Raw genomic sequence first — 16923 nt, forward strand, 5'->3', positions numbered from 1 at the left:
TTTTACCAATTGTTCAATCTTTTCAATTTCCGGACTTGAGTTCTTCCACCAATTTCTACTCTAAATTCGAGTGATCTTCCACCCATTTGTTTCTAAAAATTTTTGTCTATATACGTCCCTTTCTTTGGCTGAAGGTAAACTATGGTACATAGCACCATCACATTCAATTCCAAGAATATACTTCTCAGGATGATTAGGGTGTAAAATAGCTTGATCGTGAGGTAATAAATTTACGTCACTGTGACGCTATATTAATACCTCTCTTAACTGTACTACAAAAAATTAAGGAAAATTAAGAAAGGTACGATTGCGAAGTCATACTTTCTTCCTTATAAATTAGTAACAAAAGAAAATGTAGATTATTATTTAAAGAAGAGAAATATACAATACGAGTTTTGAAAGCAGAGAAGGGTTACTTTCTCTGCTTTTATGTCAGTATTTACTTGAAGATCAATTGAATCATTTTACGATTTTTCTTTTCTTTCTTACTGGGGTAACGCTGACCACCCTTGAGTTTACCTATTTTTAATAAAATTATACCAAAACTCAGAACGGGTGTTCTATTTTAATTTCATTTTAAAAAAAGTAGTGAAAAAGTCTTTATTCTACATCTTCGTTCATGGCCTCTTGCTCGACACTCACTTCTTCCATGTTCTCTAAGATCCGCTTTGCCATAAGTTTATATCCTGTAGTGTTTGGGTGGAAATAATCATCAGCTAATAACTCTATTTCGGAATCACTAAATAAATCAGAAGTTGGAATATATTCCACATTTTCAAATTCTTCAGTAACGAGTTTACTCGATTCATTCCAATCTTCAACAATCGTTTGTAATTCTTCAAGATCAGCAAAATAACGATCGAATGGATTATAAAAACCAATCAAATAAATTTTTGTGTCTGGATTTAATTCATTGATCTTATTCAAAATTACTCTTAATCTCTCAAGATATTCTGGTTTTTCTTGATTAAAAAGCTCTATATTGAGGTTCATAAAATTGTTTCGAACAATTTTCATAATGTCGTTGGCGCCAATTGTGATGAAAACAACATCAGCCTTTTGAATGGATGCTGCAATCTCTTTCTTTTCTAGACGTTTTACTAATTGGTCTGTCCGGTTTCCTCTTTTACCATAGTTTTTAATGGTAACATTGATGTTATTATCTTGAAACGTGTTATTTAAAATCCCGACATAACCGCCATTTTTTGTTTCGTCTCCTACACCTTGAGTGAGAGAATCACCGATTGCCACGACTTCTAGATCCTTCTTGAATAATTTGATGACACCTTCTACGACTTCCCTAACCTTTTCCTTTATACCATCAGATATTGTGGTAGTTTTATCATTCTCGCCACTTACGACTTCTTCCTCTTCTTTTTCTGCCATATCAATAGAAATATCTTCAACCTTTACCTCTTTTTCAGGAACAGTATTTTCAGAAACCTTCTTATCTTCAGTTATAGATTGATCTGTCAGTTCATCAGAATCTGCCGCTCCATTCTTAACAGATGTTTCTACATTTAACTGTTTTGTTTGATTAGAATTAGAAAGAAATAAGTATAGGCTAAAGCACACTACTAGTAAACTAGCAAGAATGAGCGTTAGTTTCCTTCTTCGCATGTTTAACCACACCAATCGATTTGTTTTATTGTTTGATTATTATAAACAATTTTCTTATTTTAACATGAATGTTACCTTACATAAAATAAGTTTATATCTTAGATTTAAAAAAGAACATCCAGATAATCCACAAAAGTATTCGTCATGATATAAAGCAAGAACCTACATTGTTTGTATATTTTGTTGCAGAAGCGATTGAACGAAGTAAAGGTAACAGCACTTGGGTTTCCCCTACAACTGGTGATTTTGGGATTGATTTTGAGCATCGAACAAACGAAGGCATTTATTTAGGGCAAGTTAAATGTTTTCAAGGTGACCCAGGTTTTGATCTAATTGCGTTGGTACATTCAACAAAGTGAAAAATGATGCAAAAGGTGGTTATGTCGATTTCACTGGATCACTTACAAAAGCTCTAAGTAATATGCTGAGGGATTAGACATAGAAGAATTAATAGATGGTGTTAATATAGCATCTTATTTGCTTTGTTTTTCAATCATTGAATCTTTGGTTATGATAATAATAGAGAAAACATAAACTAAAAAAGACTGTTCGGTGCTCGAACACCAAACAGTCATACAATAGCTAATTCCCTTCAAGGGGGGATCAGCTATTTAGGTAAATAATTCACCCTATCGCCGTGCAAAGCTCAAGGGTGGGTTAATTTTTGTCTCTAAACGATATGATTGACAACACCAAACTTGCAAATGCGATTATCAGCATTAACGTTTGAAATACTCTCATCATAAAGCATCCCCCCTTTCTTGCAGGTGAACGCTGACCAACCCTTGAGTTTACTAACTAATACAATTCTTTTATACCACAAAAGGGAATATTTGTTCTCTTTTGGTTAAATCGCTTACATTGAATTAATAGATGGTGATAATCTTGTCGAGTTATGGCTTGAGGTCTTAGAAAAATCTGAAGGGGAAATAAAGGATCTAATTCCTAATCAAATATAATAAAGTAAAAAGTCAGGTAAAATACCTGACTTTTTATGTGGAACTATTACACGACAGAAATAGCTAGAAACTCCTATTGATCCACAATCGATCCATCAATATGTAATCTAGTATTTACAATTCGACGCTCGTAAGGGAATCTTTCCTCTATATCTTCAACCAAGTCAATTCCAATTCCAACCCTCTCCTCAACTTCAATAAATCCGTCCTTCACTGTAGGTACCCAGGTTACCATATCACTTTGTTTAAATTTGCTTCCATCAACGTTATTAGAACTTGTAAACCTTTCTGTTGCAGAAACAGTTTCATGATCTGGCAACTCTTGTATCGCAACGTTTTCAGTTGAAATCGCAATTTGCATACAAGCAGCTGTACTAACTGGACTCAAGGGGTTATGTGGTACAACCTGTACACCGTGAGCTTCTGCAATTGCTGCAATTTTTTTCGCACCTGTGATTCCACCACATAAACAAACACTTGCACGTGCATAGGACATTGCATTTCTTGATAGTAGCATTGCAAATTCTTGAATCGTATGGATTCGTTCACCGGTTGCAATTGGAACGTTTGATTTACTTGCAATTAATCCCATGGAATCAAAATTATCTGGTGTTGTCGGATCCTCTAAAAAGAATGGATGATATTGTTCAACAGCTTGTGCAAAGGCTACTGCTTCACCCGGCTTCATACGACGATGTAGCTCTAAACATAAGTCTACGTCATCTCCAACCGCATCCCGAATCATGCCGACACGATCTACTGCCTCATTGATCATCCTCGCATATGTGAGAAAATAAGGTTTATTTCGTGGTTCATCGAGAAAAGGTGACAGGTGGCCAATAGCGTTGAAGCCCATTTCCTTCGCCTTTACACAGTTGGCAACAAGTTCTTCAGTCGTCTCACCTGCTACGTGGTAATATGTTCTAACTTTTTCTCTTGTTTTTCCACCTAGAAGCATATAAGTAGGGACATTAAACCGTTTGCCCGCAATGTCCCAAAGGGCAATATCAATTGCACTAATGGCTCCCATAATCGCTGCTCCCCTAAAATGGAAGGAGCGGTACATATATTGCCAGTGATGCTCAATTTGTAAAGGATCCCTACCGATTAAATAAGATTTAAACGTGTTAATAGCTTCGGCAGAAGCATCTAAAAATCCCCATGCACCCGACTCTCCTAAACCTGTTAATCCTTCATCGGTAAATACTTTAACATACAAAAAACGATTTGCTCGTATGACTTGAACATCGGTAATTTTCATTTCATTCCCTCCTCTTTCATATCTGTTCTAAAAACATCAAACAAATATAATTGATTATTATCACTGCTTCTTCTATATGTAGTAAAGATAAAAACTAAAGGAAAACACAACAGATATTGGCTACCCGTCATATTTCCCTCCATTTTCCATTATTTAATAGTGTACAAGATTACCCTACATTAGAAATGGTGCTATTATAGATAGAATCACTAACATGATAGCTCCACCAATTCGTGATGAAATTTGCAAGAATGGCATTAAGCCCATACGTTCTGCAGCACTTAATACCGCAACGTCTCCGGAACCACCCATGTCTGCCATACCAAGACCTGCAGCAATAGAAGATTCTACAAAATAGAAGCCTACTAATAATCCCAAGAAACCAGCTGCTAATACAGCGATAACAACAGTTAATACGACTAATGTGATATAGCTTGGGTTGGTCGCAATTTCAATAACACTTTTAAAGTCAACCATACCCGCACTGATCGCAACTAAGATTGCAGGTACCCATGCTTTTGTGATTAGGTCATACCAATCTTCTGCTGCTTTTTCAATATATTCAGGTAGAACATTAAAGATTTTTAAAGCAGCTGCTGCAAGAATAATGTACACGTAAGCGTGGAATGTAGGGAAAATAGTAGCTACAATTTTTCCGAAAGCAAAAACAGTTGTTGCAACAATGATCCCTATAATGAGACTATTGATCGAAAATTCAAATTTAGAAGACTCACCGCCACTAAGGTCAATTCTTTTCTGACCATCTTTCAATCTGATCATTTCTCCATCACCGGAGAAGTTTTTGGAACGATTCTTTCTTTTTCCTAACCCGTTAAGAGCACCAGCAAATAGGATACAGACCATGTTCCCAACCATAACGGCAGGAGCAATTTTGGCAAGTATATCACCGGCGTCCCCACCGCTACTTGCAGCAAATATCTCAGACATTGGAACAGCACCTGCGGCCATACCTCCACCCATAATTGGGCCTACTACAAAGAATATCGTTTCAGCAAAACCAAATCCGATTAACTCTCCAACAAGTCCTCCAATAAGTAAAGTTGAAATAACACCACCAAGAAGAGGAATAAAAAAGCGACTTCCAATTTTCATGAGCATTTTTCGATCCATACTTAGGATACTCCCTACGATAATCCCTGTTACTGCAAAATCAGAAAATCCAATTTCGTTGTAAAAATGGTCTGTGAGTGTTCCTACACTATCAGGTAAAACACCCCAATATAAGAATAAAGCCGGTATTAAGATACATAAAATTGGACCCCCACCAAAGGTATTAAAGACAGGAATCTGATCTCCAATCCACATAAAGAGAATACCTAACACCATTGATACAATTAGTCCACTAGCTAGGTTTTGCGGAAGAGCTTCCATATAAATTCCAATTAATAACACAACGACAATGACGAAAAAAATGGGTGCATCGATTCCTACAATTTTCAACCTAGCTTTTGATTCAATACCCATACTTTCAACATTAGGATCATTTTGCAGATTACTCATTGTAAACACTCCTTTTTTAGTAAGTAAGCGCTTGCAGTTTGTTGGAAAAGCTGAATCTATTCCTAGCCAATAGATTCAGTAGGTTCGTCTCTTACGCTTTTTCTTTCAATCGTTTAATAATCTCCTCTGTTACTTCCTCGGTGGAATGCTTTCCACCAATATCTGGAGTCATAATACCATCAGCAGTCGTGCATTCAACAACATCTAATAATACGTTGCCAATTTCATTTTCACCGTGGTGGTCTAACATCATTTTAGCCGTCCAGATTTGGCCAATTGGATTAGCAATTCCCTTTCCATAAATATCTGGTGCGGATCCATGAACAGGCTCAAACATAGATGGATACTTCCCATTACAATTGATATTTCCAGCTGGTGCAATTCCGATGCTTCCCATAATTGCTGCACCAAGGTCAGTTAAAATATCACCAAATAGATTACTAGCAACGATGACATCAAACTTATCCGGATGTGTGACAAAGAATGCGGATAACGCATCGATATGCTGTGAATCCGTTTCAATCTCTGGGTAATTCTTTGCAACATCTTTAAATACTTCATCCCAAAATGGCATAGAATGAACGATTCCATTTGACTTTGTCGCACTTGTCACATGCTTATTACGCTTAGCAGCTAGGTCAAAGGCATAATGCATGGCACGTTCCGTTCCTTTTCGTGAGAAGATGTTGTTTTGGATGGCAATTTCATCTTCTTCACGAAAGATCCGACCGCCGACTTCACTGTATTCCCCTTCACTATTCTCGCGAACTACAATGAGATCAAAGTCTTTCGGGTTCACTAGTGGTGAACGAACGCCGTTAAGTAGCTTTGCAGGGCGAATGTTTATTTGTTGTTCAAACTCACGTCGAAGTTTAATCAACAACCCCCATAATGATATATGGTCTGGTACGAGCTTAGCATTTCCAACAGCTCCCAAAAAGATAGAATCAAAATCTTTTAATCTCTTGAGTCCATCTTCTGGCATCATCGATCCATGTTCTAAGTAATATTCACAGCTATATGGGAAATCCATAAACTCAAATGATAACCCTCCGTGAATTTCAGATACCGCTTTCAAAACATCGATTGCTGCAGGAACAACCTCCTTCCCGATACCATCTCCTGGAATGGAAGCGATCTTCAACTTTTTCATGTTTTAGCCCCCTTAAACCAAGTCAGTCGTCAGTCGACTGTAGTGTATTTATAATCAAATAATAAGGAATATTCTAAAAATAGTCAAGGTTTACTTATAAGTTTTTTTATAAATATTTAGAAAATAAAAAGTTATGTCCAGTGGAATAAGTAGTTCCAATAACGTGGGGAAAATCCAAAATCACAGGTTAATAACATAGAAATTAGCAACATAAATAACAACGTAATCAGCACAAAAAAAGCTTGAGGTAAATAAAAAACTCAAGCTTTTTGATTTGAAGCGTTTATAGCTTATTAAATGCCACGTTAGTTGAATAACAGGTAACAACTGTCGCCAAGCTTTCTTTAATACCTATAAGCACTTTCGCATGTATTAGCCTGTGGCTCATAATAACAATGTTGTTTATATTGTCCTGCAAATGGTTGATTATACCATGTAGGTGGACAAGGACCATACGGATTAAAATACCAAAGAGCATACTTAGAAGGTTGTTGTCTCCAAAACTTTACTACATTTCGTGCCAATCTTCTCTCTACATCTCTGGCTGGACTATAAAATAAACTACCTTTTTGTACTGCTTCAAAAGAGTAATTTCCACCTTGAACATGAAAAATTACATCCCTTATGGTTCTTAAATCCTTAAAATCTAAACAATCAACTACTGCTCGATTTACAATGACGTTCCCAACCATAAGCATCCCTAGTCGCCCTTCACCCACTGCCTCTGCCCGCATCATCCGTGCAATTAAATCAATGTCACTATCTCTATATTTTACTCTCGTCACTTTTCATCACCTCTACTAAGATTTGTATTAAAAACAGCCTACAAAAATGCCAAGTGGTGAAATTCATTGGGGAATTAGGAAAGGCCCTCAGTATGGGTACCTTATACCGTTAGTGTCATTTACTTTTTAAAATAGCTCCTAATTATCATTGAAATTAGCATCCAAAAAAGCATCCTGACAATAGGTATTGTCAGGATGCTTTTTTGGGTGCTATTTACTATACTATTTTTCTGTATTATTTCTTCATAAAAGTTGATGTACTAACGAAAAAGAGCATACCAATTACTGTGCTAATTGATATGCTCATGCAATGTTTCTCCACAAAAACAGAACTACTTACCAGTCGAAGACACAGCTTTTCATACGTTATATATTTTTTTTGAGTTCAATTTTAGAACCTTCATCTGGTGTAGAAAGTACTTCTATTAAATGTTCTACATCAAGTTGAAGATGTTTAATCATTTCTTCTGCGGCTAATTTTTCATCTCTTTTTTTCATATAGTTAAAAATAGTACGGTGCTGTTTTATTATGGCTTCTGCTCTACTTTCACCTTTAAAATTTAATATGCGAAAGTAGTAAATTAATCCTTTTAAATCAGCTACCTGCTTTTGAAGACGTGAATTCCGAGTAAAGCTGATAATTAGGTTATGGAATTGTTCGTTGAGTATAATGATTGTGTCGGGGTCTTCATTAGCTTGAATCGCTTGTTCTGTTTTTTCTAACAAATCTTCAATTTCTCCAAGCTCCTCATCACTCGCCATTTGGGTGGTCAGGCTCACCGCGAAGGACTCCAAAGCTTTCCGACAAAAATAAATATCCTTAACATCCTTTAATGTCGGCTCGTACACAACGACTTTTAATTTTTCTACGACTAAAAGACCCTCTTTTTCTAAAATTCGGATTGCCTCTCGTATTGGGCTCTTACTTACATTAAACTCTTTTGCTAATTGTGTTTCGTTAATCCGTTCTCCAGGCTGAAACTTCCCTTCATAGATCATCTTTTTAATCATATGGTAAAACTGTTCGTAATAGGGCTGTGGTTTTTCTAATGATAAATCACCCATCATATCACCTCATTCATATGGGGATTGAATCTATTTTTTAGGATTAAGATTATGAATCTATTCATATCTAATTAAATTTATTCTAATTATTGGGAATTGTTCTTTTCTTACTATTATAGCACATCTACAATTTAGAGCCGTATAAATAATTTGAGAAAAACATTGTGAGAAAAATGTGTAAAATGAATAAATATCCTAGCTTATTCAGCCTTTTCCCCAATAAACAAAACTCCCACAAATATTGATTATAATGGTATTAAGGTAATTTAAAACACCTACCCGAAGGTTAAGAATTTATAATTTTCTGTTGAACAACAAAAAAACGATACGTAAGTACCGTTTTCCCTTGATATTACTAAACAATCATCACTTTCATTTGCTGTTGTTTTAGGAACCTGCCATTATGTACAAAATTTTGTTAAAGCGCCTTTTATTCGCCAAACTAGCTCATTAACTGTCCGCCATTAACCTCTATTATTTCTCCAGTTATATAATTAGCATGTTTTGATGCTAAAAATAAAATAGAACCTACAGTCTCTTCAGGGGTTCCTTCTCTTCCCATTGGAATCTGTTCCACCATTTTTGCCCTTTGTTCTAATGTAGAATACTTGTCATGGAATGGGGTTGTAATTACTCCCGGAGCAATTGCATTAACCAAAATATTATATTCAATTAAATCTTTAGCTAAACCTTTAGTTAATGTGCTGACTCCACCTTTTGATGCTGCATATGCAATACTACCTACTCCCCCTCCATTTTTTGCCGCGATAGAAGTAATATTAATAATTCTACCTTTCCCTTGCTTTTTCATAAGAGGAAGCACTGCTTTCGTTACGAGATATACAGATTTTAAATTAACATCCATAATTTGATCCCACAACTCTTCGTCTAAATCTTCTAATCTTGCTCTTTGGATCAATGCACCCGCATTATTTACTAGTACATTAATTTTCCCAAATTCTTGATTAATTTGTTGAACCATTGATTCCACGTGTTCTTTATTTGAAACATCACCATGTACTAAAAAAGCTCTTCTGCCTTTTGATTGAATCTCGTCAATTAAAGATTGTGCCTTATCAATGTTATGGTTTGCATGAACAATAACATCAGCTCCGTTTTCAGAAAATTCTATAGCTGCAGCTCTTCCGATACCTGTGCTGCTTCCAGTAATCCATACAACTTGACCTTTAAATGAATCCACAGTAACACCTCTTTTTTCTTTTTATTTAAAAGTAGTTGGTAGCCAAAGAGAAATACTAGGAACAAACGCAATTAACAATGCTGCGATGATTAAAATAATTAAGAAAGGTATACTACTTTTAATAAAATCTTCAATTTTAGTTCCTGTAATCGAACAGGTAGTGAACATGATCGTACCAAGTGGTGGTGTCATTGTTCCTATACTAATACAAATGATAAAGAAAATACCAAAATGTACTGGATCAATTCCGTATTGCGCAAGCATTGGCATGAATAACGGGGTTAGGATAATAATCGATACATTTCCTTCAATAAACATCCCGACTACTAATAGAAAAACAATAACAACTAGGAAAAACAGGATCGGTGATGATACATTTGTCACCATAAACTCTGTCATTTTTTGTGGTACTTTCTCTAACGTTAAGACCCAAGCAAAAGCAGAGCCCGCAGCTATAATGATGATAATGGAAGCTGATGTATAAACCGTCTCAACAAGTGCACGTACCAGTTGTTTTAGTTTCATTTCACGATAGATGGCTAAACCTAGGAATAATGCATAGAATACAGCAATCGCTCCTGCCTCTGTTGCACTAAATACCCCTAATCGAATTCCACCAATAATAATAACTGGTAACAATAGGGCAAAAAAAGCATCTTTAAAAGATAGTAATAGGTCTTTTGCTGTAAAATGTTCTTTATTGTCCGTTTCAAGCTTATGTTTTTTTGAATAAAAATGAACATAGATCATGAAAATGATACATAAAACAATTCCTGGTAAAACTCCTGCTAGAAATAATGAACCAATTGAAATATTACCAACATACCCATACATAATTAAGGCAATTCCTGGTGGGATAATCGGTGTTATTAATGAGGTTGCAGCTGTTAAGACAGTTGCAAACGAACGACTATATCCTTTTTTCTCCATTTCAGGTACTAAGATCTTTGATTGCATGGCAGCATCTGCTATATTTGAGCCGGATAATCCACCCATAAGCGTACTTAAAACTACATTTACCTGTGCTAATGAACCTGGTAATCGACTCGTTAAAATTTGAGCAAATCTTAACATTCTAGTTGTAATTCCGGTGTAATTCATTAAAATACCCGCAGTAATAAAGAAAATAATCGCTAAAAGAGGAACAGATTCAATTCCCCCAACCATGCGTTGAATCAAAATAGAACTTGAAAAATTATCAATAAAAAAGAAATATACCGCGGTACTCACGATTAGTGCAAAAGCTATTGGTACGTTTAGTAAGAACAAAATTAGAAGAACAGATAGTACGACAATTAAGGCCACTTTATTCTCCCCCTTCTTTTTTTAGCTCAGCTTTTAGACTTCGAATGAGTAATCGGGTAAAATGAATAGCTGTTAGCCCCCCCCCAATTGGTACAGCAATATCAATATATTGGTAGCTTATTGCTAATATTGGTGTGACCTTACTGTGAGCTTGTGCTGTTAAACTGCTTCCAAGATAGATTAATACATAGATAAGGGCTGAATAAATGGCGAGGGCCCTAATAATGATGGCGGAAATTTTTAGAGGACGTGGCATTTTATTTACAAAATAATCGACTCCAATATGGTTATCACGTTTCATGGCCGAGCTCATCCCAACAAAAACAAGCCAAATAAATAGTCCAACCGAAATTTCTTCAGCCCATGCAACAGGACTATTTAAGACAAACCGTAAAAAAACATTTATAACAGTAAGAGAGATAATAACAGCGAGTGCGAGTGTTGCAATAATATCATCAATGGGATCAAATATCTTTTTAATCATAATTTTCCCCTTTTACTGAACGATTTTAGCTTTCTCATAAACTATTAATTTGATTTAAGAAAGTAGGATTTCCTATTTAAGAAAATCCCACTCAATATGATTATTGTTTATTTTCAAGTAACTTTTGGATTTCCTCATATAAACCTGGAGTCCAATCTGGAAACGCTTCATACACGCTACTTACTTTTGCTTTAAAAGGTGCAATTTCTACTTCATGAACTTCTACACCCTCGTTTTTAAATTCTTCTAACACTTTATCTGTTTGTTCTTCTAATACAGTACGTCCATATTCTGCAGCATCATTACCAGTTTCTTTTAAGATTTCTACTACATCAGCTGGTAATGATTCGATAAAGCCTGTTCCTGCAATCCAAGATGTAATGAATTTTTGGTGACCAGTTAAAGATAAATGTTTAGAGATTTCTTGTGCTTTTACACCTTGTAAAACAGGAAGTGGGTTTTCAGCACCATCAATTAAACCTTGTTGTAATGAAGTATATAAATCACCAAGTGGAGTTGGTGTTGCCGTTGCTCCTAAAGCCTCAAATGTTTTAATGGACATTTGGTTATTAGGTACACGAATCTTTAATCCAGCTAACTCCTCTGGGGTTGTTACTTTTTCATTTGTCATTAAATGACGAACACCATATGCCGTGTTACCGTTTACAATATCAATATCTTGTTCTCTTAATTTATCTGTTAAACCTGCAAACCAATCAGTAGTTGTTAAGTATACTAAGTCATCTAAATTTTCAGTTAAGTATGGAGCTGTAAGAATACCTGCATCTGGAACATAATCCATTAAAAAGTCATAACCAGCCATAACAATGACGTTATTACCCATTTTTGCCTGTTCTACAACATCCTTTTCAGCACCTAGTTGCGAACTTGGATAAAGATTTAATACGATTTGCCCATCACTTGCTTCAGCAGCTAATTCCTTCCACTTATTTGCTTGTTGATCAATTGGCTCACCTGGTTGGTTACCATATGCAACATTAATTTCAATTTTTTCTTTTTCAGTATCTCCACCACTGGATGAGGAAGAACTCGAATTTCCTGAAGTTGTACCTGAAGAACATGCACTTGCAATCATCAATAAAAATACCATTAAAACTGCTAATAATGATTTTTTCATTTCCATACCCCTTTTCTTTAGACTTTTTTTATTTAAGGAGACGGATTACAGCGTTTTCATTTACTTATACACCTTCGTCCCCAATAAATTTGCTATTAAAATGTTGGGCCAATTCTCCAGATTCCAAAATCATGTTGTTTAAGTATTTCTGCTTTTGTAAGCTTGCCTGAGCAAACCATTCCGATTTCGTCAAAAATTCGCTTTCCAACATCTTCTACTGTTTCTTTACCATCAATGATCGTACCAGCATCAAGATCCATATTTTCTGACATTCTTTCGAACATTGGTGTATTCGTAGATATTTTAATAACTGGAGCAATCGGTGAACCAGTAGGTGTTCCTCTTCCACTTGTAAACAAAACAACTTGAGCACCACCAGCAACCATACCCGTTAGTTGCTCGATATCATGACCAGGCGTATCCATCCAAACCAACCCTTTTTCCGTTGGAGCTTCAGCATAATCTATGACCTCATTTAATTGACTTTTTCCAGCCTTGTTTGCAGCCCCTAAAGATTTCTCTTCTAATGAGCTTAGTCCACCTTTTATGTTTCCAGGACTTGGATTTCCTGTTCTTATATCAACACCCATTAGAATTGATCGGTTTTCCATCGCTTTAATAATTTCATATGCACGTTTAGCAACTCTTTCATTCTTTGCACGATTAGCTAGTAAATGTTCTGCTCCTATTAATTCAGTCGTTTCAGCTAAGATTGCAGTTCCTCCCTTTTCTACAATCATATCGCTCACTACACCAACTGCAGGATTTGCTGATAATCCTGAGCATGCATCAGAGCCGCCACATTCTGTTCCAATAATTAATTCACTGAAATCACACCATTCTCTCATTTGAGCAGAAGCTTCTTGTACTAGTTTAGTAGCTGCTTTTGCACCTTCAGCAATGGCCGATAAAGTACCACCATAATCTTGAATTGACACTGTTTCAACACGTTTACCTGTTTTAGCAATTTCACTTGCGACACTTCTAGCTTGGTGTGTTTCACAGCCTAATCCTAAAACAACGACACCATAAACATTTGGGTTAAGTCCTAATCCAACATATGTACGAAAAGTTTGTTCATAATCGACTCCGACTTGAGCACAACCATGTTGATGGATAAAAGATACTGTTCCATGTACAAGTTCAGTAATTTGTTTTGCCGCCTGAGTAGCGCAAGTAATTGTTGGTAAAATTAGCACATGATTTCTTACCCCTACTTTTCCATCGTGACGTTTATATCCTAGAAATTTAGCTTCAGCTTCATTGTTAGTTTCCAACAATTTTGTCACCTCTTCCTCTCACACCTTCTAAGTTGTGAACATGAACATGTTCGCCTTCCTCTATATCTCTTAATGCTTTCCCAATCACTTCCCCATATTTCATAATATAAGATCCACCTGTTATGGGTATAATGGCAAATTTATGCCCAAATAGTATAGTTTCCTTTACTATGATTTCCTTCGTTTTCTTGTCGGGAAACGTAACTGATAATTTGGTTTCAGCTGGTATTTCTTCTAATGCAACAGCTACACTGTCTTCAGGCCTCATAACAATTGTCCGATAGTTTTCTTCCTTCAAAATAATCATTTCCCCTTTATTCAATCGATATTATTTGATTTTTGAACATTTTAATATCTTTATATTTCTAAGATTACTATTTTTATAACCGTTTGCTAATGGGTGGTGTGGTAGTACCAGATTTGCGATAATATTAGACCAGATTGTTCCTCTCTAAGGATTGTTTCTTAAAAATATAACGCTTTCATTTTTTGTCTGTCTGGTAGTACCAGGCTTAAAAATAATGATATCATCATAATTATAGGTTTTCAACGGAATTTTCAAAACTTTTAGAATTTAATAAAATATTTACAATTATCCCTTTCTTTTGTATTTCATTTTTATTAAAATAAATCAAATGGTATATTGGTAATACCAGTCTATTGAAAAGGTGGCCCTATTATGGTTAAGATAAACCCAATAAAAAAAATAACTGTTACTGAACAAGTCATGGAACAGATTGCTTCATGGATCACATCAAATGAGTTAAATCCTGGTGACAAACTGCCTAATGAACGATTATTAGCTCAGGAATTTGGAGTGAATCGAGGGAGAATTCGAGAATCTTTACGCGCCCTTGCCCTAATTGGATTAATAACAATTAAACCCGGTGAAGGCAGCTTTGTAAATAAAAGTGAATCTCCTATTCCTGCTGAGACCATTGGCTGGATGTATTATAATGAAATAGACAATTTAGATGAAATATATGCTGCTCGAAAATTAATTGAATCCGAGGTTTTTCTTGAAGCAGCTAAACACATGACTGATGATGATATAAGTGTCCTAGAAAAAACGTTAATTGAATTGAAAAGTTTGTCCGTTAAAGAAAAGAACATTGTAGATTTTCAACAATTACTTGATGAATTCGATTTACACATGGGATTTTGTAGCAAAAATAAAATATATAACAAATTAATGCAAACAATTGTACATCTTCGCCATGAATCGATGTTAAAGATACTTAATATCCCTGGTGCCTGGGAAAATAGTATTGAATGGAGAATAAAACTTGTATTAGCGATAAAAGATCATGATGATAAAATGATAAAAGAAGCTATTAATCTTAATTTTACAAGAGCAAAACAATTCTATCGAAAAGCAGATTAAAGAGTTTCCCCGAAAGTCAATTGACACTTTCGGGATTTTTCTTTTTTTAAACTTCTTGTTTAAATGAATTCGTTAAACTCCCTAGCTTTTCAATTTCAATCGTAACCTCATCACCTTCTTTTAAATAAACTCTTTCTTCTTCTGGCATTCCTAAAATTACTCCTTCAGGCGTACCTGTAAAAATAAGATCCCCTGGACTTAATGTCATATGATCAGAAATATAGCTAACAATTTCATGACACTTAAAAACCATATCTGACGTATTAGAGTTTTGTCGTATCTCTCCGTTAACAATTGCCTTTATTTTTAATTGATTTGGATCGCCAACCTCATCACTTGTAACTAAATATGGACCAATTGGGCTAAATCCATCACACGATTTACCTAGTAACCATTGAGGCGTACGGAATTGTAAATCGCGTGAAGATAAGTCATTCGCATTACAATAACCAAAAACATAATCCAAAGCATCTTCTTTTGAGACACGCTTCGCTACTTTTCCAATGACTATAGCTAACTCAGCCTCATAATCATTCTCTGAAGAATTGAAAGGTAAACTGATTGTGTCACGATGGGATGAAATGGTATTGTCGAATTTATTGAAAAGAATTGGGTATTCTGGCAATGGCATATTTGATTCTTCAGCGTGTTTTTTATAATTAAGCCCTACGCAAATTATTTTCCCTGGTCTAGGGACAGCTGGCCCAAAAGTAATTTCTTTTTCATCTAAAAAGATGCTTTCATCACTATGCTCTAGCCCTTCTTTTACTAATACTTGAAGAGCTTCAACCTTACTCTGATTACGAAGAGTTTCTTCTATAGAATGAGGTACTTCTAAATTCAAAAGTTTTGCCGCTTCTTCAACATGTAAAACACCTTTATCCGTTTTAATTCCGAGCTTTAGTTTGTTATCTTGTTTAAAAGTTAATAATTTCAAGGTAATGTTCCCTCCCATATTTGTACTAAATTTATTAATAGAATTCTATTTAGCTAGATTTACCATTAACCACTCCACCGTCTATCATAAATGGAGATCCCATCATAAACTTCGATTCATCCGAAGCTAAATATAGTGCCGCATATGCTACATCTATTGGCTTACCCAAATCTCCACTCAATTGTCTTTCTTTAATTTTTGCAATAGCTGACTCTGGGTTAGGATCTTTTGATAAGTAGTCTTCAACAAAAGGAGTATAAATCGTACCTGGCATTAAAGCGTTTACTCTTATGTTATATGGTGCGTAATCAACTTGCATTGATTTTGTTAATGATAAAACAGCTCCCTTACTTGCTGCATATGATGCTCGATTGACTAATCCAATTTCTGCAATACATGATGACATATTGATGATTGAACCAGCTTTGTTTTTCATCATTAGAGGTACAATCGCCTTTGAAACAAGGAATACACCTGTAACATTAACATCAAGTACTTTTTTCCAAGTATTTAATTCTATATCATGGAGAGGGCCAATTCCGCTAATTCCTGCGTTGTTGAACAAAATATCTAACGATTTATATATTTTTCTATTTTGGAAGCCAATTCATTAACATTTTCTTCATCACTAACATCAACTTTTATGAATGAAGCCTCACCTTTATGTTCTTTTATTTCCTGTACAGTTGCACTTCCTGTTTCTTTATTATTGTCAGCTACTATAACTTGTGCTCCTTCTTTTGCAAAAAGGTAAGCAGTTTCTTTTCCTATTCCAGAACCCGCTCCTGTAATTAAAGCAATTTTATTTTTTAATCTCATAAGGTTCCTCC

Annotated in this window: 17 protein-coding genes and 1 pseudogene; 2 read left to right on the top strand and 16 right to left on the bottom strand. The window is 35.3% G+C overall.

Features of this window, described 5'->3' with window-relative positions; all coding sequences use genetic code 11:
• Positions 1-60: 60 nt before the first annotated feature.
• Together I7822_RS05635 and I7822_RS05640 are read right to left on the bottom strand one after the other, a co-directional pair.
• Complete coding sequence (locus I7822_RS05635; RefSeq protein WP_207976315.1) at positions 61-207, bottom strand: PDDEXK-like endonuclease domain-containing protein; 147 nt, start codon at positions 205-207, stop codon at positions 61-63.
• Between the two features lie 393 nt (positions 208-600).
• Positions 601-1620 carry an SGNH/GDSL hydrolase family protein gene (locus I7822_RS05640; RefSeq protein WP_207975917.1) on the bottom strand — a complete coding sequence of 340 codons (1020 nt, stop codon included), beginning with the start codon at positions 1618-1620 and terminating at the stop codon, positions 601-603.
• 167 nt (positions 1621-1787) lie between these two features.
• Between I7822_RS05640 and I7822_RS05645 the strand changes: the two genes are divergently transcribed.
• Positions 1788-1979, top strand: a complete 192-nt coding sequence (locus I7822_RS05645) for a hypothetical protein (protein ID WP_207975918.1) — start codon at positions 1788-1790, stop codon at positions 1977-1979.
• A gap of 298 nt (positions 1980-2277) precedes the next feature.
• On the opposite strand, the gene I7822_RS30595 is transcribed toward I7822_RS05645, so the two are convergent.
• From I7822_RS30595 to I7822_RS05700, 12 genes are all read right to left on the bottom strand, one after another.
• Positions 2278-2364 (bottom strand): putative holin-like toxin, encoded by an 87-nt coding sequence (locus tag I7822_RS30595; RefSeq protein WP_372442114.1) that lies wholly within the window; start codon positions 2362-2364, stop codon positions 2278-2280.
• Positions 2365-2652: 288 nt separating this feature from the next.
• Entirely contained in the window at positions 2653-3840 is a 1188-nt protein-coding gene (locus tag I7822_RS05650) for a mandelate racemase/muconate lactonizing enzyme family protein (RefSeq protein WP_207975920.1), read from the bottom strand.
• 174 nt (positions 3841-4014) lie between these two features.
• On the bottom strand, positions 4015-5361 hold the full coding sequence (locus I7822_RS05655; protein WP_207975922.1) for a 2-hydroxycarboxylate transporter family protein: 1347 nt from the start codon (positions 5359-5361) through the stop codon (positions 4015-4017).
• Positions 5362-5452: 91 nt separating this feature from the next.
• On the bottom strand, positions 5453-6514 hold the full coding sequence (locus I7822_RS05660; RefSeq protein WP_207975925.1) for a tartrate dehydrogenase: 1062 nt from the start codon (positions 6512-6514) through the stop codon (positions 5453-5455).
• Between the two features lie 344 nt (positions 6515-6858).
• Positions 6859-7299: a cell wall hydrolase gene (locus I7822_RS05665; RefSeq protein WP_207975927.1), complete on the bottom strand. Its 441-nt coding sequence runs from the start codon at positions 7297-7299 to the stop codon at positions 6859-6861.
• 366 nt (positions 7300-7665) lie between these two features.
• Positions 7666-8367, bottom strand: coding sequence for a GntR family transcriptional regulator (locus I7822_RS05670; RefSeq protein WP_372442108.1), 702 nt, complete (start codon positions 8365-8367; stop codon positions 7666-7668).
• Between the two features lie 439 nt (positions 8368-8806).
• Positions 8807-9565 carry an SDR family NAD(P)-dependent oxidoreductase gene (locus I7822_RS05675; protein WP_207975929.1) on the bottom strand — a complete coding sequence of 253 codons (759 nt, stop codon included), beginning with the start codon at positions 9563-9565 and terminating at the stop codon, positions 8807-8809.
• 21 nt (positions 9566-9586) lie between these two features.
• Positions 9587-10870: a TRAP transporter large permease gene (locus tag I7822_RS05680; protein ID WP_207975931.1), complete on the bottom strand. Its 1284-nt coding sequence runs from the start codon at positions 10868-10870 to the stop codon at positions 9587-9589.
• Position 10871: 1 nt separating this feature from the next.
• On the bottom strand, positions 10872-11354 hold the full coding sequence (locus I7822_RS05685; RefSeq protein WP_207975933.1) for a TRAP transporter small permease: 483 nt from the start codon (positions 11352-11354) through the stop codon (positions 10872-10874).
• Between the two features lie 100 nt (positions 11355-11454).
• The gene (locus I7822_RS05690; RefSeq protein ID WP_243459283.1) at positions 11455-12492 is read right to left on the bottom strand and encodes a C4-dicarboxylate TRAP transporter substrate-binding protein; all 1038 of its coding nucleotides are present in this window, start codon (positions 12490-12492) and stop codon (positions 11455-11457) included.
• A gap of 95 nt (positions 12493-12587) precedes the next feature.
• Entirely contained in the window at positions 12588-13769 is a 1182-nt protein-coding gene (locus I7822_RS05695; RefSeq protein ID WP_207975936.1) for a UxaA family hydrolase, read from the bottom strand.
• On the bottom strand, positions 13759-14070 hold the full coding sequence (locus I7822_RS05700; RefSeq protein WP_307847685.1) for a UxaA family hydrolase: 312 nt from the start codon (positions 14068-14070) through the stop codon (positions 13759-13761). The genes I7822_RS05695 and I7822_RS05700 overlap by 11 nt, the downstream gene beginning before the upstream one ends.
• 381 nt (positions 14071-14451) lie before the next feature.
• Between I7822_RS05700 and I7822_RS05705 the strand changes: the two genes are divergently transcribed.
• Positions 14452-15156 (top strand): FadR/GntR family transcriptional regulator, encoded by a 705-nt coding sequence (locus I7822_RS05705; protein ID WP_207975940.1) that lies wholly within the window; start codon positions 14452-14454, stop codon positions 15154-15156.
• A 46-nt stretch (positions 15157-15202) separates the two neighbouring features.
• On the opposite strand, the gene I7822_RS05710 is transcribed toward I7822_RS05705, so the two are convergent.
• Both I7822_RS05710 and I7822_RS05715 read right to left on the bottom strand, forming a co-directional pair.
• The gene (locus I7822_RS05710) at positions 15203-16093 is read right to left on the bottom strand and encodes a fumarylacetoacetate hydrolase family protein (protein WP_207975942.1); all 891 of its coding nucleotides are present in this window, start codon (positions 16091-16093) and stop codon (positions 15203-15205) included.
• Between the two features lie 49 nt (positions 16094-16142).
• Positions 16143-16912 (bottom strand): annotated as a pseudogene (locus I7822_RS05715) (SDR family NAD(P)-dependent oxidoreductase).
• Positions 16913-16923 lie beyond the last annotated feature (11 nt).

Origin of the sequence: Metabacillus bambusae, from assembly GCF_017497975.1 — a bacterium.
Lineage (GTDB): Bacteria > Bacillota > Bacilli > Bacillales > Bacillaceae > Metabacillus > Metabacillus bambusae.